This window comes from Novosphingobium sp. P6W, assembly GCF_000876675.2.
GTDB lineage: Bacteria > Pseudomonadota > Alphaproteobacteria > Sphingomonadales > Sphingomonadaceae > Novosphingobium.
In genome coordinates this window covers 1,606,459-1,622,765 of record NZ_CP030353.1, presented here as the reverse complement: position 1 = coordinate 1,622,765, position 16,307 = coordinate 1,606,459, and the positions used below count along the sequence as shown (strand labels likewise).

Genomic DNA, 16,307 nt, shown 5'->3' with positions numbered 1-16,307 from the left:
GGTATCCAGTCTCCCATCCCGGCCCCTTTTTCCCTTCAGGCGAGACCGACGATGAACGAACGTCCCCTCAATCCGATCACCGCCGAGCACATCGAGACCTACCGCGCCGACGGCGTGGTCTGCCTGCGCCAGATGTTCGATGCGGAATGGATCGAGCGGCTACAGCAGGCCGCTCTGGAAGTTGCCGCCGATCCTGCGGCCTACGGCCTGACCGGCCCTTCGCACGGCGCCATGATCTCGGTCTCGCACCTCTGGCACAAGCCGGGGGTCTTCCGCGATTTCGTCTTCAATTCTCCGGCGGGAGAGATCGTCGGCCGGGTGATCGAGGCGGACAACGTGCAGATGTTCCACGATCACCTGTTTCGCAAGCCGCCGAGGTCGCCCTCGATCATGCAATGGCATGCCGACCATCTCTGGCCCTTCACCGGCACGATGATCCCTAACCTGTGGGTCGCCCTGTCGCCGGTGAACGAGGAGAACGGCCGCATCGAATTCGTCGCCGGCTATCACCGCTTCTGCATCGATACCGGATCGCGGTTCGGCCCGGCGGGCGACGGCACTTTCCGCTTCCCCGATTTCGAGACGGAGCGCGGCAATCCCGATTTCCCCTTCCGTTTCGTCACCTGGGATCTCCAGCCGGGGGACGCGGTGCTATTCCACGTCGACATCCCGCATTATTCCAAGGGCAACGATTCTGGGACGCTGGACCGTACCGGCCTTGCCATGCGCATGATCGGCGATGACTGCTACTGGTGCCCGCGCGAAGGCCTGATGCCGGTGCAGGGCATGGACCTGCTCAGCCAGCCGGACGGCGTCCATCCCGAGCCCGGCGAACTTCTGCCGCTGATCTGGCGCCGTCCCGAAGACGAACCGCGCGCCTTTACCCCGCGCGAGGAGCAGGTCGCATGAGCGTGTCGCCCGATCCCGTCGACGCCGGCAAGCGTGGGTTCCTTGGCGGCGGCGCGGCCCTGCTCGCCAGTCTTGGCCTTGTCGAAGCGGCTTGGCCCGGCGCTGCTCTGGCAGGCACCAGGGTCGAGCCGATCCAGGGCCCGGACCTGCCGATGGAATTCCCCGGAACCGGCGGGGAAATACCTTGGCTGAAGCGGGTATTTCACCTCTATTCCGGCGCCGACGGCCTCACCCGGGCCGAGCAGCTCGACGTGGTGGAACCGCGCGGCAAGGCCATCGCCACGCTGCTGCGCCGCACAGCCGCGCGCGTCACGCTGGGCGGATCGCAGCCGGGCGCGGGCTTCGGCTTTCACGTCGCCAACCAGCCGACATTGCTGATCCCGATCTTCGGGTCGATGATGATCGGCCTGCACGATGGCACCGAATACGAACTGCGCCACGGCGACCTCGCCTATGCCGAGGACTGCACCGGCAAGGGCCATATCTCGAAAGCCGGCCCGGAAGGCTCGTTCATGGTCGCCGTCCAGCTGCCCAAGGGCGGATGCCCGGCCACCGGCAGCTCCGACATGAAGAAAGTCTGGTCCGACTGACCCAGCCCCAACCTTGCCCAGCCCTTCCATTTGAGGAAACCGCGTGAAGAAGAGTGCATATCTGGGTTGGGCGATCGGCTCCTTCACGTCCTCCGCGCTGGTGAGCGCGGTAGGCCTGCTGCACTTGCGCTTCATGACGGATTCGCTTGGCATCACCATCGGCCTGGCCGGCATGTTCACGGTGCTGGCCAAGATCTATGACGCGGCGTGCGATCCGCTGATGGGCTACCTCGGCGACCGCACCCATACCCGCTTCGGCAAATATCGCCCCTATCTGCTGGGCGGCGGCCTGATGGCGGGACTGTCGATGGTCATGCTGTTCAACGTGCCCGGCGCCTTGTCGGGCACGGCGCTCTGGGCCTGGGTGGTCATGACCCTGCTGGTCTTTTCCACCGCCTATACGGTGTTTCGCATCCCCTACCTCGCGCTGGGCCGGGCCATCACCACCGACTTCGCGGAACGCTCGAAACTGATGACCTTCAGCGTCTACGGCTCGTCGCTCGGCAACATGGCCGCGACGGCCGCCGCGCCTTTCCTCCTCTCGCGGATCGGCAGCGACCGTGCCGGGCACGGCGTTGTCGCCGTGATCCTGGGCGTGCTGATCGCGATGGGCGGCGCCGCGTCGTTCCTGCTGCTGCGCGAACGCGAGGCGCCCGAAGCCGCGAAAGCCGGCGAAGGCTCCCTGCGCGAGGCTTTCGCGGCGCTGCGCCGGAACCGCCCGTTCCTGTGCCTGATCGGCTTCAAACTGGTGCTGTTCTCTGGCCTGACAGTGCACATGTCGGCGATACCCTTCTACACGCGCCACGTGCTGGGCGTGGCGGACAGCACACTGGGCTCGATCTTCCTCGTCCAGACGCTGGCGATGATGGGGTCGCAGTACCTGTGGGTCCGGCTGGCCGCGCGTCACGGCCGCCGCAATGCCCTGCTCGGAGCCAGCGCCCTGTGCGCGGTGGCCTATTTCAGCTGGCTGTTCATCCCCGCCTCTCACCCTGAGCCCTATGTGCATATCTGCGCGCTGCTTTCCGGGACGGCGACAGGCGGCGTATTCCTCGGGCTCTATACCGTGCTGACCGACACGATGGACTATTCGCGCCAGCTTCAGGGCGAAAACCGCGCAGGCATGTTGGCGGGGATTTTCGTGATGGTCGAAAAGGGCACGGCGGCCTTTGGCACTTTCGTGTTCAGCATGGCCATGGCCTGGGTGGGCTTCGTGTCCTCCACCGGCGACGGCGCCAGCATGCAGCCTCCGGGCGTGCGCGTCGGCATCATGGCCGCGCTATCGCTGGTGCCTGCGCTGGCCGCCGTGGGCGCAGCGCTGATCATGCTGCGATACCGTATTCCCGGAGAACCCCGTTCGGATTTTCGAAAGCCAGCCCCGAACGTACCAATAATCAAAAACGACAATCGATCTGTGAATAAATCTGTCTTTTAGACAAATAAAAACTCACGTTAACAAAATAACGGACTGCCAAAACGGCAGTTCGTTATTTGTCGTTTTGACAATATTTTTGAATATCCGACCTACGGATACAGATAACGTCCGTAAATATAGAGTGTGTTATTGCGTCATCATGACACCTCAAGAACAATACAACTTGAGGGAAACATCCATGACCGGCCGAGTGAGAATTGCAAAACTGACAGGAAGCGCCATCGTTACAGCAATGGTCCTCGCGGCAAGCCCCGCGCTGGCCCAGCAGGCGGACGAAAGCGAAAACGGCAATACCATCGTCGTCACCGCCAAGAACCGCAAGGAAAGCCTGCAGGACGTGCCGCTGGCGATCACCGCGCTCAGCAACCAGGATCTTGCCAGCGCCCAGATCCGCGACGCCCGCGACCTTCAGAAGATCACGCCCAATCTCAGTCTCTTCGCCGGATCGGGCCGCAACGACCCCTCTGCCTACTCGCTGCGCGGGTTGGCGCCCAACACTTCGGACGAACGCTACCAGGGCATCTCGATCTTCATCGACGGTGTGGCTCTTTCCGGCCAGCTCGCCTCGCTGGACCTCGAAAACCTGCAGCGCGTGGAAATCATCAAGGGTCCGCAGAGTGCCACATTCGGCCGCGCGACCTACAGCGGCGCCATCAACTACGTCACCGCCGATCCCTCGGGCGACAGCATCACCGGCTTCGTCAAGGCGCGCGGCAGCCTGACCAATACCGCACCGGATGCCAGCTACTACTTCGGCGGCACCGTCACCGCGCCGATCGTCAAGGACGCGCTCTGGCTTTCGGTTTCGGGCTCACTCATGCAGAACGGCGCCTTCGCCAAGTCGGTGGACGACCGCGCCCCGATCGGGCGCGAGCGTACCCAGGTCGTCTCCGGCACCCTGTTCTTCAAGCCGGACGATACGTTTTCGATCAAGCTGCGCGGCATGTACCAGCACGACCGCGATTCCTCCCCTTCGCAGGTCGTCGAGCATCCGCGCGAATGGCTGAACGCCGGTGTTCCGGTAGCGGCTTTCTCACGCGGTAACGGCTCGTTCTTCCCCACGTACCTGCCCAGCGGCGATCTCGATTCCATCGGCACCCAGGGCGCCACCGGCTACGGCCGCGACCGCTATTTCGCCAGTGCCGTCGTCACCAAGCAGCTTGGCGATTACGAACTGAGCTACCGCGGTGGCTACTTCAAGGAATCGCGCTGGGCCAACGTGGCCACCGTGCCCCGCGCGCCGCGACCGGGACAGGACCCGGTCTTCGGAGACCTTGTCACCAACGGCACCGTCACTGTGCGCAGTTCGGTGCTGGGCACCTTCCCCTCCACCGAAACGTTCGAGAACACCAGCCACCAGCTCATGCTGCTCTCTCCCGGCGACAAGCCCTTCCGCTGGCGCGCCGGGCTGTACTACTTCTGGGAGAACGACCTGTCGGCCTTCACCGGCTATGGCACCGCTGCCAATCCCAAGGGCATCACTCGCAATGACAACCTTACCAACATGGCCGTTCTCGGCGGTTTCGACTGGGATTTCACGGATAAGCTGACGCTGAGCGGTGAAGGCCGCTACGCGCATGAAAAGGTGTCCTCACCCGCTTGCCCAAGCTGCGCATTCTACCCCACGCTAACCGATTTCAACAATAAATCGAACGACTTCAGCCCGCGCGTGACCTTGAGCTACAAGGTCACCAACGAGAACATGGTCTATGCGCTGTTCTCGAAAGGCGTGAAGAGCGCTCGCTTCAGCTTCGTCAATGTAGCAGGAACCTATGTCGGCCTTGCCGCGGATCCCGAGAAGCTGTTCAACTACGAGATCGGCAGCAAGAATTCGTTCTTCGGCGGGCGCCTGACAGTCAACCTCGCCGCCTTCTATGACGAGGTGAAGGACCAGCAGCTGGTTTCCACGCAGGAACGCACGGTCAACGGCAATACGGTCAATATCGCCACGGTCGGCAATGTCGGCGCCTCGAAGATCCTTGGCTTTGAGGGCGAAGCCAGCCTGAGGGTCACGCCCAGCCTGACCCTGCGCGGATCGGTCGGCTATGCCCACCAGGAGTTCACCGCCAAGAACCCGATCATCATCAGCGCCAGCTCGACGTATGGCTTCCCGGCCAGCGCCAACAATTCGATCGTGCTCGACGGGCTCACCCAGGCGAACGTGCCCGACTGGAACGGCTTCATCGGCGGTGAGTACAAGCTTCCGGAAATGGGCGGCTTTTCGCCCAGCCTGCGTGTCGATGGTGCCTATCGCGGCAGCTGGTACGCCAACCTCGCGAATACCGTGAAGGGCCGCTCGGCCTGGACGGTTGATGCGCGGATCAACTTCGCCAGCGACATGATCGACTTCTCGCTGTTCGGCCGCAACATTCTGAACAACCAGCGCCCGACCGGTTCCGGCCTTGCCGGGGCGACCGCGACCTGCATCTTCGTGGAGCGCGATACCGCCACTTACGGTTCGAACCAGCAGTGCCTTTACGCCTCGGTTCCCCGCCCCGCCGAATGGGGCATGGAAGCCACGCTGCGGTTCTGAAAACCTTCAGGACTTCCTGTGAAACAGGCCCGGCAGGTACATCCTGCCGGGCCTTAGACCTCGGCGGGCCCGCGCCGCAGCAGATAGACGTCCATCACCCAGCCATTCTCCCGCCGGAGCCGGGGTTTCAGCTCGGCGATGACAGGCCCTGCTTCGGCAAGCAGGCCCGATACCAGGGCTTCATTCGGCATACCCAGATAGGCGCCCCACCAGATGCGGATGCTCTGATCCGCCAACCCTTCGAACGCGCAGGCCGGGTCCAGCATGACGACCAGCGTATCCGCACCTTCCGGCCATCCGTGATCGCGCAGGAGGCGCCCCGTCGTAATGGTCACGGGCCGGGCCAGCTTGTTCAGGGGAATGCGGTGAGCGGCCGTCAGGGCCTGGATGCTGGTTATGCCCGGAACCACCCGAAGGTCGATCTCCAGACCGCCGCGCCGCAATCGCTCGGTGATGCGCAGCGTGCTGTCGTAAAGCGACGGATCTCCCCATACGAGCAGGGCCAGCCTGCCGCCATCGGGCAGGTGAAGCGCGATCTGCTCCGCCCACACATCGGCGATAGCATCGTGCCATGCGTTCACCGCGCCAAGATATTCGCCTTGCGCATCGCGCGTGGGCAGGTCGAATTCGGCGATGCGCACCGGCCGGGTCAGGACGGCATCGCAGATGCCCCGCCGCAAATCGAGCAGGTCCGACTTGGCGCTGCTCTTGCGCGGCAGCAGGATCAGGTCGGCGTCGTTCATGGCCCGGACGGCCTGCAGGGTGAGGTGATCGGGGTTGCCGGTGCCGATACCGATAAGGTTCAGTTCAATCACGGCGACGGCGCCGCGCGGGGCGGGCGGTTCATTCCGCCGACCCTGCATAACGGGAACCTGCATGCTGCGGCCGAAAACGGCGGTCGTAGCCTTTGGCGTAAAGGCTGCTTTCGGCGAAATCCTGCGCCTCCAGAACCCGGCCGACAAGGATCAGGGCGGTGCGCTCCATGCTGCCTGCAACGGCCTCGGCGATGGTGTCCAGCGTGGCCCGCACGATCCGCTGGTCCGGCCAGCTTGCCCGCCACACCACGGCGACGGGGCAATCTGCGCCGTAAAGCGGGCTAAGGTCAGCGACGACCTGCGCCAGATTGTGGACCGAAAGATGGATTGCCAGCGTCGCCCCGGTCGCCGCGAAATTGGCCAGGCTTTCGGCGGGCGGCATCGTGCTGGCCCGGCCCGGCGTGCGGGTCAGCACCACGGACTGCGCGAGCGCCGGCAGCGTCAGTTCCGCCTCCAGCGCGGCGGCAGCGGCAGCAAAGGCGGGGACGCCCGGGGTCACAGTGAAGGGAATGTCCAGCGCGCGAAGGCGGCGCACCTGCTCCCCCATCGCCGACCACACCGAAAGGTCGCCGGAATGAAGCCGCGCAACGTCCTGACCGGCGGCATGGGCGGCGCTGATCTCGCCAATGATCGCATCGAGATCCATCGGCGCGGTATTGACGATGCGCGCTTCCGGCGGGCAGTGGCCCAGCACGGCCGCCGGGATCAGTGACCCCGCATAGAGGCAGACCGGGCTGGCCGCGATCAGGTCGCGTCCGCGCAAGGTGAGAAGGTCTGGTGCGCCCGGTCCGGCGCCGATGAAGTGGACCGTCATTGCGATGCTCCCTGTGCGATGTCTTGTGCGATGGCGCAGGTCGCCATCCGGTCTTGTGAAATCCGGCGCGGGGCCAGCAGACATGCCTCCTGCCCTCGCAGCGCCGCCAGCGCGCATGCCTCGGCCACGCTGCCAACGCCCCGCGCTGCCAACGAAAGTTTGGACAGGGTCAGCGTTTGCAAACCGACGACCTGTTCCGGGGCGACGGCGATCACCGGCAGGGACAGCAGGTTCGCCAGTTCGGCCAGATCGTCCGCCTTGTCGGCAAAAGTCGCCAGATGGGTCACTGGCGGGGCGCTTTCCCGCGCAAGCTGATACGCCGAGCACAGCGAAAAGACGCTGGCCCCCGCCCGGAACCCGAAACCGGCGACGATCACAGCGCCGTGCTCCACTGCACGACCGGGTAACGCGAACGCCAGCCCCGGCGGCTCCCCAGCGGCGCAGCATCGGCCAGTTCGATCCGCAGCAGGTTGCCACCAAGCCGGCCATGCCATGCGGCGAGCAAGGCTTCGGATTCAAGCGTCACCGCGTTGGCCACCAACCGGGTTCCGGCAGGTAGCTGCGCCCACAGTGCCTCAAGCAGCGCCTGCGACAGCCCGCCGCCGACGAATACCGCAGACGGCGGCGATCCTTGCGGAAGGGTCTGCGGCGCGCGGCCAAGGATCACCTCCAGCCTGTCCACGCCCAGCGCCAGAGCATTGGCCTTCGTCCGTGCGGCCCGCACATCGTCCGCTTCCACGGCGCAGGCCGCGTTGGCGGGATGGGCCAGCAGCCATTCGATGGCAATGGAGCCGGACCCCGCGCCGATGTCCCACAGCAATTCGCCGGGGCGCGGGGCCAGGGCGGACAGTGTCAGCGCGCGCAGGGGGCTCTTGGTGATCTGGCCGTCGTGGTCGAACAGGCTGTCGGGCAGGCCGCAGGTCGCAGGCAGCACGGCCCCTTCGCCGCGTATTTCGATCCCGGCGGCCACGGGATGGGCCACGTCAGCAAGCTCAGGCCCTGCGGCGGTAATGGTACGCAGACGTTCGCGCGGGCCGCCCAGCGCTTCCTGCACATGAATGGTGGAGGCTCCGAAGCCCTGCTCGGCAAGATAAGCCATGAGCGGCGCCACTGCATCGCCGCCGCGCAGCAACGCCAGAATGCGCCGCCCCGGCGAAAGGTAAGGCCGCAGCCGCTGCACCGGGGCGGCATGAAGGCCAAGGCAAGCCGTGTCCTGTATCGCCCAGCCAAGCCGCGCCGCCGCCAAGGCGAACGTGGAGAGCGCCGGATAGGCCGTCCACTCGCTCCCCTCAAGATGGCGCGTCACGCTGGAGCCTGCGCCGAACCAGAACGGATCGCCCGATGCCAGCATCACCACCTTGCTGCCCCGGTGGGCAAGCACTTGTTCTATCCCTTGCGCGAAGGGCACTGGCCATTCGATGCAGGCAGCGCTAACCGGCCCCAGAAGCGCAAGGTGGCGCGGCGGCCCGATCACCAGATCGGCCTGCGCCAATGCCGCCCGGCTCGCCGCACACAGGCCGGAGGCGCCGTCCTCGCCGATGCCGACGATCGTCAACCAGGGGGAGGGGGAATTCATGTCAGTCAAACCCAACGTCCTGCTGCTGGGCGGCACGACCGAGGCGAGCAGGCTTGCCCTGCTGCTGGCAGAATACGGGATAGCCGCGATCTTCAGCTACGCGGGCCGCACCGAAAGTCCGCGCACACAGCCCATTGCCATGCGCACAGGCGGCTTCGGCGGAGTGCTCGGGCTGGCGGCGTATCTGCGTGAACATCGCATCACTCACCTTGTTGACGCCACGCATCCCTTCGCGGCGAAGATGAGCGCCAATGCGGTTACCGCCGCAGCGCTGACCGGCACGGCCCTTGCCGCGCTCACCCGTCCCGCGTGGCAGCCCGAAGCCGGCGATCGCTGGACGCGCGTGCCCGGACTTGGCGATGCTATCGAGGCGCTCAAGGGGCCGCGACGCCGCATCATGCTGGCGTTGGGGCGAATGCACGTCGATGCTTTCGGTGCGCAGCCCCAGCACCATTACCTGCTGCGCTTCGTGGATGCGCCTGAGCATCCCCCCGCCCTGCCCGACCACAGCCTGGTGGTGGACCGCGGCCCTTTCTTGGCCGAGACCGATCGCGATCTGCTGCGGACGCACGCCATAGACCTCATCGTGTGCAAGAACGCCGGCGGCAGCGGGGCCAGCGCGAAACTGGTCGCAGCGCGGCAACTGGGCCTCCCGGTGCTGATGATCGATCGCCCCGCCCTGCCCGAACGGCGCGAATTCCAGCGCCCGCAGGACGTTATTCGCTGGCTTGGTCACGATGCCTGCCCCAGCACGGAGCGCGGTGTGTAGAGGATCGGCGCGCCCGGTCGTTCGATGATCCGGGTCCGGCTCGAACCGACGATCACCATCGTGCGCATGTCGGCCATTTCCGGCCGCGCTTCGCCCAGCGAGACGATGCGCAGGGTTTCGTCGGGCGTAGTCACCGCGCGGGCGAAAAGGATTGGCCGTTCATCCCCGCAGACCTCTCGCAAAAGCGCCAGCGTGCGGGCGAACCCGTCCGGCCGCGCCTGTGACCGGGGGTTGTAGAACGCCATCGCAAAGTCCGCCTCGGCCGCCAGACGCAGGCGTTTCTCGATCACCGGCCAGGGCTTGAGGTTGTCAGACAGGTTGATCGCGCAGAAATCGTGGCCCAGCGGCGCGCCGGCGCGGGCCGATGCCGCCAGCATTGCGGTGATACCCGGCAGAACCTGGATGTCCAGCGCGCGCCAATGCTCGGGCCCGGCCTCCAGCGCCTCGAACACGGCGGCAGCCATGGCGAAGACCCCCGGATCGCCCGACGAAGCGACGACCACGCGCCGTCCCTGCGCCGCCAGATCGAGCGCCAGCGCGGCCCGGTCCAGTTCGACCCGGTTGTCGGACGGGTGCAGCACCAGCCCTTCGCGCGGCCTTACCCGCGCGACGTAAGGACCATAACCGACCACGTCGGTCGCCTCTGCCAGCGCCGCATCGACTTGCGGCGTCACCAGTGCCTCGTCGCCCGGACCAAGACCGGCGATGGCGATCCAGCCGCTCATGGCCGGCGGCCCTGCCCGTGGATCAGCAGGATCGCGAAGTAGGGCGTCACGCTTTGCGCGTCGGCAAGCCGGGTTACGCTTTGCCCGGGCATGGCGGCATGTTCGACCAGCCACGCCCCGTCCTCGCGCCCGGCGGCGGCAACGGCGCGGCGCAGCTTGGGCAGGTTGCGGCCGATCTTCATCACCACCAGCGCATCGGTATCGCGGATGCGCCGCACCAGTTCCTCCTCCGGCAGGGTCGCCATGGCCACGGTCAGCACATCATCGCCCCAGGTGATCGGCAGGCCGGTGGCATTCCAGGCCCCCGCCATGCCGGTGATGCCTGGCACCACCTCCACCGGAGCCCGCCCCGCAAGACGGCTGTGCAGGTGCATGAAAGACCCGTAGAAGAAGGGGTCACCTTCGCACAGGACCACCACATCCTCGCCGTTACCGGCGGCTTCCAGCAACTGCTCGGTACAACGGGCGTAGAAGGCCGAGAGGCAGGCGTTGTACTCCGGGTCGGAGAACGGGATTTCAGTCGTCACCGGGTATTCCATCGGGATTTCGACGACGTCGGGCCGCAGCATCCCCTCGGCGGTTCGCCGCGCATGGCCGAACCGGCCAGCCTTGCGGAAATAAGCCACCTGCCGGGCCCCGCGCACGAGCCTGTCGGCCCGCACGCTCATCAGGTCCATGGCGCCGGGGCCCAGCCCCACGCCGTGGATCGTCCCGATCGTTCCCGTGTCCTTCATTCCGCGCGGCTCGCCAGGGCGTTGACCGCCGCCACCGTCACCGCGCTACCACCCAATCGCCCCGCGACGATGCATCCGGGCACCGGCAGCGCCTGCCACAGGGCGTCCTTGGATTCCGCCGCGCCGACGAAGCCCACCGGGCAGCCAATGATCGCGGCGGGGCGTGGGCAGGCAGGGTCGTCCAGCATGTTGAGCAGATGGAACAGCGCAGTCGGCGCATTGCCGATGGCCACCAGTGCGCCGGATAGATGAGGCCGCCACAGCTCCAGCGCGGCGGCGGAACGGGTATTGCCCATCGCCCGCGCCATGTCCGGAACAGCTTCATCGCCCAAGGTGCAGATCACCCGGTTGCCCGCAGGCAGGCGCGCGCGAGTGATACCCTCGCCCACCATCCGCGCATCGCACAGGATCGGGGCACCAGCGGCCAGCGCGGCGCGCGCGGCCACGGCGAAACCGGGCGAGAAACGGATGTGCCGCGCCAGTTCCACCATGCCCGCCGCATGGATCATCCGCACCGCAACGGGTTCTTCCTCGGCGTCGAAGTGCGCCAGATCTGCCTCGGCACGGATGATGGCGAACGACTGGCGGTAGATCGCCGCGCCGTCCTTTTCGTAGTCATAAGGCATCAGGCGGCTCCGAAGTGGGCGATGAGGCTGTCGATATCCAGGCCCGCACGAAGCGGCGGGGCACCGGCACGCTGGCCAAGGCAAAGATCGTAAGCGCCCCCGCGTCCGGTCAGCACCACATCGGCCGCACCGGAATGGGCGCAGCCCTTGGCGCAGCCGGAAACGTGGAGCCGGCCCGCGACATGCTGCGCCAGCCTGCGGGCGAGCGTCCGCGTCTCCACGCTGGACTGCGGGCATTCAGGCATGCCGGGGCAGGCGTCGACGCGCAGCAGGGGTTCGTGCGGGTTGATCGACAGACCGTCGACCTCACCCGGTGCCCCGCCCTCCGCTACAAGGATGCGCCAGGGTGTGGTGCGTATTCCCATGACACCGGGCGTCTGTGCGAGCTGGATAAGGGTCTGCGCTTTCAGGCGGCCGAAGGGCAGGCCATAGGCCGTGCCCAGTTCGTGCTTCCCGGGCGCCAAAGCGGTTTTCGGCGGCGCAGGCTGCGCACTTCCGCTGGCCCAGTCCGGCAGGGGGGCGGCATGGCGCACCATGCGACCCGCAGCAATCCCGCCGCTCTCGGCGAACCACTGTGCTAGGTCGAGCAGCGCCTGCACCTCAGCCCCATGCCGAAGCCCCACACCGACCGCGCGGCCCTCTGCCCGCAGCAGGAGAGCACCCTGGCTGCCTCGGTCGATGCGGAAATCACCGGGCTCGCCGCTCAGGAGAGGCGCGGCGCCTGCATCAATGACGAAGCCCACCTTGCCCGGCAGCGCAGGCAGTTCGCCTAGCCGTTCATGAAGCGCGGCGGCGATGCGATGGGTATCGTCGCCCGGCGTCCATTCCGGCGAAACGAGGATGTTGCGGCTGCTTTCATCCGCGCCGTCCGCATCGATCAGACCAAGCGCCAGCAGGCGGTCCAGCAGCCCCGGCCACGTCTCCTCACTCACACCGCGGATTTGCAGGTTGGCGCGGCGGGTGATGTCGAGCGAGCCCGAACCGCAGGCAAGCGCCGCCTCGGCCAGCCCGGCGGCCTGCGCGGGTGTCAGGCGGCCAAGGCGCGGCTTTACGCGGACCAGCAGTCCGTCTCCCGCCATCATCGGGCGCCAGGCGTCGGGGCACCAGCCCCTGACCTCACCGCCGCTGCTGCCACCTTGCGGCGCGCTCACAGTCCCTCTCCACGCGCCGGGCGAGAAGGCTGGGCCTACCGATATCCTCGGCCGCCGCGCACCACTGGGCAGGCGCAAAAGCACCCAACGCCGCGCGGCCGTGCAGCCCCAGCCACACAGCTTCGTCGCCCAGACGGAGAAGTACCGTGCCGTGACCACCCCCTGGGTCAGGGCAAGAGCGACCGGTGCGCCGGCAGGTCTCCTGGCTCGCGGGTCACAGCTTGATGCACGCCTTCCCAGATGGGCAAATGGCCCTTCCAGTGGCTGCCCCGGCATGGGGCATGTGCATCGCGCTATCCGCTCACAGTTGCAGGGACAGCCACGGAATTGGGAGCCAAGGCCCCCTCACCGCATTCCCGATTAAGCCCGTCAGGGCACCGGCACGATCATGTCCGGCGGCAGGCAAGCCTGCCACCTTGCCACCGCCCTATCGAATTCGTCTCACGAAGCCAATAGACGAACGCATGCCGCGCAGAACATCTGGCAAAGCGCGCAAATTCGAGCGGAACCTGGCGGATGGATCGACAGGTTCGGTCGGCGAACGGGAACTGGTGCTCGCCAACCCTCACACACCATCCCCATTTTCCCGATCCCGTATCCCCGTAGGACACAATAAGTCAGACGGCTTTTGGGAACGTTGTCCGGTTTAGGCGGTTTACGTGGCTTCGGTGTCGTCAAGACCGAATGGCTTCTTGCGACCGGCAAACAGGAGGACTTATGGGAATTATCATGTGGCTTATCGTCGGCGGCGTCATCGGCTGGCTGGCCAGTTTGATCATGCGGACGGATGGGCAGCAGGGCATCTTCCTGAACATCATCGTCGGGATCGTCGGCTCGTTCATCGGTAGCCTGATCTTTTCCGGCGGCAGCATCAACAATGCGCCTCTCACGCTCGGCACATTCCTTGTCTCGCTGATCGGCGCGGTCATCCTTCTGGCGATCGTCAATCTCGTGCGCCGTGGTTCCGTGCGCTAAAACTGGCTCTCAGTACTGAGAGTAAAGCCGGGGCGTCAGCTGACAAGCTGATCGCCCCGGTTCTGCGCGTAGCCAGATGACAGCAGCCGTCATTTGAAGGCCTCCCCTGCTGTCAGGGCAATGCCGCATGGTGGATTGCCAAGCATCCCAACACTGCACGCCCGCGAAATTACGCGTTTCCCGGTCCGCCCATCACCCCCATTGCCGCAGCCGAGGCACGCCCGCGAAAAGATGAGTTGGCCCCCATCCCGTCAGAAGAACTGGATGTTTGCTGAAGTTTCGAATAGTGGCACCCGCAACACGCCCAGATGCCGGGACTGAAATTCACGGCATCCCAGCGGCGAGCCACGGGGATTAATTGAGAATGCTAGGCAGTCGCAGTATCGTAAGGTTGACCACGCTCGCTGCCGCAGCGGGCGCAAGTGTTTCGGGTCCGGCTGTCTTTGCTCAGGAAGCCGACATCGTCGTCACGGCCCAGCGCGAAAACGAGACCCAGGTGCTGCGCCAGGGAAGCCTTGGTGCACTTGGGTCTAAGGATGCTCTGCAGGTTCCCTTCGCGATCAAGGGCTATAGCGAGACGCTGATCCTTAATCAGCAGCCGCTTACGCTTGGACAGGTCCTTGAAAATGACCCGTCCGTTCGCACCTCCCTCGGCTTCGGCAATGCTTCCGAGCAGTTCATCATTCGCGGCTTTCCCCTTTATGGCGAGGATATCGCGATCGATGGGCTTTACGGTGTAACCCCGCGCCAGCTCGTCTCTCCCGAACTCTACGATCAGGTGCAGATCCTCAACGGCGCCAGCGCGTTCCTGTTCGGAGCGGCGCCGGGCGGCACGGCGCTGGGCGGCACCGTCAATCTTCAACCGAAGCGGGCCAAGGACCAGCCGATCAACCGGCTGACCGTCAACTACCAGTCGGACGCTCACTTTGGCGGCGCATTCGATTTCAGCCGCCGGTTCGGTGAAGAAAGCCAGTTCGGCGTGCGCATAAACGGTGCCGGACGAGCCGGCGATACCGCGATCAACGACGAGTTTCGCAGTTCGGTGGTAACCGGCGCGGCGTTCGATTGGCGCAGTGACCGCGCCAGGCTATCGCTGGACCTTGCCTTCCAGCGCGTGAAAGTGCGCCACATGCGCCCGATGGTGCAATTGGCCAACACCGTCACCGCCCTCCCCGATGTGCCGGATGCCGACAGCAATTATGGCCAGGACTGGAACTACACGACGATCCGCGACGTCTTCGGGATCGTCAAGTTCGAGTACGACATCTCCGACGATATCCTGTTCTACAGCGCCGCCGGTGCCCGTGACACTGCGGAGCGGGGGCAGTACCAGAGCTTCACGGTCGTCAATGCAGCAACAGGCGCGGCCCGTGTCACCGGCTCAACGATCCCGCGCAACGACAATAACGAAGCCGCGCAGGTCGGCGTGCGCGGCAAGTTCGCGACAGGCCCGATCACGCACGAATTCAACCTCGGCGGATCACATAGCCGCTATGTGAACCGCAACGCCTATGGCTTTTCGCCTTCGGTCACCGCGCCCAACACCAGCCTTTATGATCCGGTCGACCTGGCAGTGCCCAATTTCAACGGCGGCCTGCAGGGCGGCAACCGCGCCGACCCGTTCCCGGTGAACCGTACTCGCCTCACCAGCTTTTTCGTATCCGACACGATCGGCGCATTCGATCACAAGGTGGAGCTTACCGTGGGCCTGCGCCGCCAGCAGATCCATGTCCGCACTTACCGGGCAAATGCCGTGACGGCGCCTGCTCCCATGCCCGCCGGCAGCCTGTCGGTGGAATACAAGGAAAGCGCGACGACCCCGGTGGTCGGCCTGGTGATCCGCCCTGCCGAGACCGTTTCGCTCTACGCGAACCGGATCGAAGGTCTGGTCCAGGGGCCCATCGCGGGTGCGGGCACGATCAATGCGGGCGAGGTGTTCGCACCGTTCAAGACCGTGCAGTACGAAGTGGGCGGCAAGCTCGCCATGGGGCGCTTCAACGCCTCGCTCGCGCTGTTCCAGACAGACCGGCCGCAGACCCTGAACGAGACGACCGACACCTTCCCGCGTTTCACGCTCAACGGCCAGCAGCGCAACAAGGGCGTGGAACTGAGCCTCGACGGCGAGCCGGTCGACGGCCTGCGCGTGATCGCCGGCCTTTCGGTCACGGATGCCAAGCAGCGCCGGACAACGAACGGCATGTATGACGGCAACAATGCCATCGGCGTGCCCGAATACACCGCGAACGCCAACGTCGAATGGGACCTGGCCTTCCTGCCCGGCGTAACCCTGACCGGGCGCGTGATGCAGACCGGCAGGCAGATGGTGAACCTCGCCAATACGCTCGAACTGCCGGAATGGACGCGCTTCGACCTTGGCGCGCGCTATGTCGTCGCCGTCGCGGACAAGCCGGTCACCTTCCGCTTCAACGTCGATAACGTGGCGAACAAGCGGTACTGGGCTTCTTCGCTCGGCGGCTATCTGGTTCAGGGCATGCCCCGCGTCTTCAAGACCTCGGCAACGGTCGAATTTTGACCTGACCCCCGGCCACGCGGGCCCGGCTTTGCCGCCGGGCCCGCCCTTGGTCCCCTCAATTTCCCGAAAGTGGATGTTCCGCAGGTCCTCTACCCGTTTCACGTTCCGAAATGCCGAAAGGCATT

At 65.6% G+C, this 16,307-nt stretch carries 15 protein-coding genes and 1 riboswitch; of the genes, 7 read left to right on the top strand and 8 right to left on the bottom strand.

Features of this window, described 5'->3' with window-relative positions:
• Nucleotides 1-51 precede the first annotated feature (51 nt).
• The 4 genes from TQ38_RS23210 (at nucleotide 52) to TQ38_RS23195 (ending at nucleotide 5,464) form a co-directional block, all read left to right on the top strand.
• Nucleotides 52-909 carry a phytanoyl-CoA dioxygenase family protein gene (locus TQ38_RS23210; RefSeq protein WP_043970004.1) on the top strand — a complete coding sequence of 286 codons (858 nt, stop codon included), beginning with the start codon at nucleotides 52-54 and terminating at the stop codon, nucleotides 907-909.
• Nucleotides 906-1,499 (top strand): hypothetical protein, encoded by a 594-nt coding sequence (locus tag TQ38_RS23205; RefSeq protein WP_043970003.1) that lies wholly within the window; start codon nucleotides 906-908, stop codon nucleotides 1,497-1,499. Before TQ38_RS23210 ends, TQ38_RS23205 begins: the two co-directional genes overlap by 4 nt.
• 43 nt (nucleotides 1,500-1,542) lie before the next feature.
• Nucleotides 1,543-2,931: an MFS transporter gene (locus tag TQ38_RS23200; RefSeq protein ID WP_043970002.1), complete on the top strand. Its 1,389-nt coding sequence runs from the start codon at nucleotides 1,543-1,545 to the stop codon at nucleotides 2,929-2,931.
• Nucleotides 2,932-3,109: 178 nt separating this feature from the next.
• Nucleotides 3,110-5,464 carry a TonB-dependent receptor gene (locus TQ38_RS23195; protein WP_162792358.1) on the top strand — a complete coding sequence of 785 codons (2,355 nt, stop codon included), beginning with the start codon at nucleotides 3,110-3,112 and terminating at the stop codon, nucleotides 5,462-5,464.
• Nucleotides 5,465-5,517: 53 nt separating this feature from the next.
• On the opposite strand, the gene cobF is transcribed toward TQ38_RS23195, so the two are convergent.
• From cobF to cbiE, 4 genes are read right to left on the bottom strand one after another with little or no spacing between them, the layout of a single operon-like run.
• The gene (gene cobF / locus TQ38_RS23190) at nucleotides 5,518-6,279 is read right to left on the bottom strand and encodes a precorrin-6A synthase (deacetylating) (RefSeq protein ID WP_043970604.1); all 762 of its coding nucleotides are present in this window, start codon (nucleotides 6,277-6,279) and stop codon (nucleotides 5,518-5,520) included.
• 28 nt (nucleotides 6,280-6,307) lie between these two features.
• Nucleotides 6,308-7,093 (bottom strand): precorrin-4 C(11)-methyltransferase, encoded by a 786-nt coding sequence (cobM, locus tag TQ38_RS23185; protein ID WP_043969999.1) that lies wholly within the window; start codon nucleotides 7,091-7,093, stop codon nucleotides 6,308-6,310.
• Entirely contained in the window at nucleotides 7,090-7,470 is a 381-nt protein-coding gene (locus TQ38_RS23180; RefSeq protein WP_043969998.1) for a cobalamin biosynthesis protein, read from the bottom strand. The genes cobM and TQ38_RS23180 overlap by 4 nt, the downstream gene beginning before the upstream one ends.
• Nucleotides 7,467-8,669 (bottom strand): precorrin-6y C5,15-methyltransferase (decarboxylating) subunit CbiE, encoded by a 1,203-nt coding sequence (gene cbiE / locus TQ38_RS23175; protein WP_205316136.1) that lies wholly within the window; start codon nucleotides 8,667-8,669, stop codon nucleotides 7,467-7,469. Before cbiE ends, TQ38_RS23180 begins: the two co-directional genes overlap by 4 nt.
• Between cbiE and TQ38_RS23170 the strand changes: the two genes are divergently transcribed.
• Nucleotides 8,668-9,438, top strand: a complete 771-nt coding sequence (locus TQ38_RS23170) for a cobalt-precorrin-6A reductase (protein WP_043970600.1) — start codon at nucleotides 8,668-8,670, stop codon at nucleotides 9,436-9,438. The genes cbiE and TQ38_RS23170 overlap by 2 nt on opposite strands.
• Here the strand turns inward: TQ38_RS23170 and cobJ are convergent.
• The 4 genes from cobJ to TQ38_RS23150 are packed head-to-tail and all read right to left on the bottom strand — an operon-like array spanning nucleotide 9,402 to nucleotide 12,605.
• Nucleotides 9,402-10,163 carry a precorrin-3B C(17)-methyltransferase gene (gene cobJ, locus TQ38_RS23165; protein WP_043969996.1) on the bottom strand — a complete coding sequence of 254 codons (762 nt, stop codon included), beginning with the start codon at nucleotides 10,161-10,163 and terminating at the stop codon, nucleotides 9,402-9,404. The genes TQ38_RS23170 and cobJ overlap by 37 nt on opposite strands.
• Entirely contained in the window at nucleotides 10,160-10,897 is a 738-nt protein-coding gene (gene cobI, locus TQ38_RS23160; protein ID WP_043969995.1) for a precorrin-2 C(20)-methyltransferase, read from the bottom strand. Before cobI ends, cobJ begins: the two co-directional genes overlap by 4 nt.
• Complete coding sequence (locus TQ38_RS23155; protein ID WP_043969994.1) at nucleotides 10,894-11,523, bottom strand: precorrin-8X methylmutase; 630 nt, start codon at nucleotides 11,521-11,523, stop codon at nucleotides 10,894-10,896. The genes cobI and TQ38_RS23155 overlap by 4 nt, the downstream gene beginning before the upstream one ends.
• Complete coding sequence (locus tag TQ38_RS23150; RefSeq protein WP_043970598.1) at nucleotides 11,523-12,605, bottom strand: cobalamin biosynthesis protein CobG; 1,083 nt, start codon at nucleotides 12,603-12,605, stop codon at nucleotides 11,523-11,525. Before TQ38_RS23150 ends, TQ38_RS23155 begins: the two co-directional genes overlap by 1 nt.
• Before the next feature lie 243 nt (nucleotides 12,606-12,848).
• Nucleotides 12,849-13,071: riboswitch (cobalamin riboswitch) on the bottom strand.
• 320 nt (nucleotides 13,072-13,391) lie between these two features.
• Here TQ38_RS23150 and TQ38_RS23145 point away from each other — a divergent pair.
• Together TQ38_RS23145 and TQ38_RS23140 are read left to right on the top strand one after the other, a co-directional pair.
• Complete coding sequence (locus TQ38_RS23145) at nucleotides 13,392-13,649, top strand: GlsB/YeaQ/YmgE family stress response membrane protein (RefSeq protein ID WP_043969993.1); 258 nt, start codon at nucleotides 13,392-13,394, stop codon at nucleotides 13,647-13,649.
• A 391-nt stretch (nucleotides 13,650-14,040) separates the two neighbouring features.
• Nucleotides 14,041-16,182: a TonB-dependent siderophore receptor gene (locus TQ38_RS23140; protein WP_240198066.1), complete on the top strand. Its 2,142-nt coding sequence runs from the start codon at nucleotides 14,041-14,043 to the stop codon at nucleotides 16,180-16,182.
• Nucleotides 16,183-16,307: the final 125 nt, after the last annotated feature.

Excerpts from the sequence above, each read along its gene's own strand:
- TQ38_RS23195 (WP_162792358.1), top strand. The coding sequence starts at position 3,110 with ATGACCGGCCGAGTGAGAATTGCAAAACTGACAGGAAGCGCCATCGTT.
- TQ38_RS23155 (WP_043969994.1), bottom strand. The coding sequence starts at position 11,523 with ATGCCTTATGACTACGAAAAGGACGGCGCGGCGATCTACCGCCAGTCG.
- cobI (WP_043969995.1), bottom strand. The coding sequence starts at position 10,897 with ATGAAGGACACGGGAACGATCGGGACGATCCACGGCGTGGGGCTGGGC.
- TQ38_RS23210 (WP_043970004.1), top strand. The coding sequence starts at position 52 with ATGAACGAACGTCCCCTCAATCCGATCACCGCCGAGCACATCGAGACC.
- TQ38_RS23205 (WP_043970003.1), top strand. The coding sequence starts at position 906 with ATGAGCGTGTCGCCCGATCCCGTCGACGCCGGCAAGCGTGGGTTCCTT.
- cbiE (WP_205316136.1), bottom strand. The coding sequence starts at position 8,669 with ATGAATTCCCCCTCCCCCTGGTTGACGATCGTCGGCATCGGCGAGGAC.
- cobJ (WP_043969996.1), bottom strand. The coding sequence starts at position 10,163 with ATGAGCGGCTGGATCGCCATCGCCGGTCTTGGTCCGGGCGACGAGGCA.
- TQ38_RS23170 (WP_043970600.1), top strand. The coding sequence starts at position 8,668 with ATGTCAGTCAAACCCAACGTCCTGCTGCTGGGCGGCACGACCGAGGCG.
- TQ38_RS23150 (WP_043970598.1), bottom strand. The coding sequence starts at position 12,605 with ATGATGGCGGGAGACGGACTGCTGGTCCGCGTAAAGCCGCGCCTTGGC.
- TQ38_RS23145 (WP_043969993.1), top strand. The coding sequence starts at position 13,392 with ATGGGAATTATCATGTGGCTTATCGTCGGCGGCGTCATCGGCTGGCTG.
- cobM (WP_043969999.1), bottom strand. The coding sequence starts at position 7,093 with ATGACGGTCCACTTCATCGGCGCCGGACCGGGCGCACCAGACCTTCTC.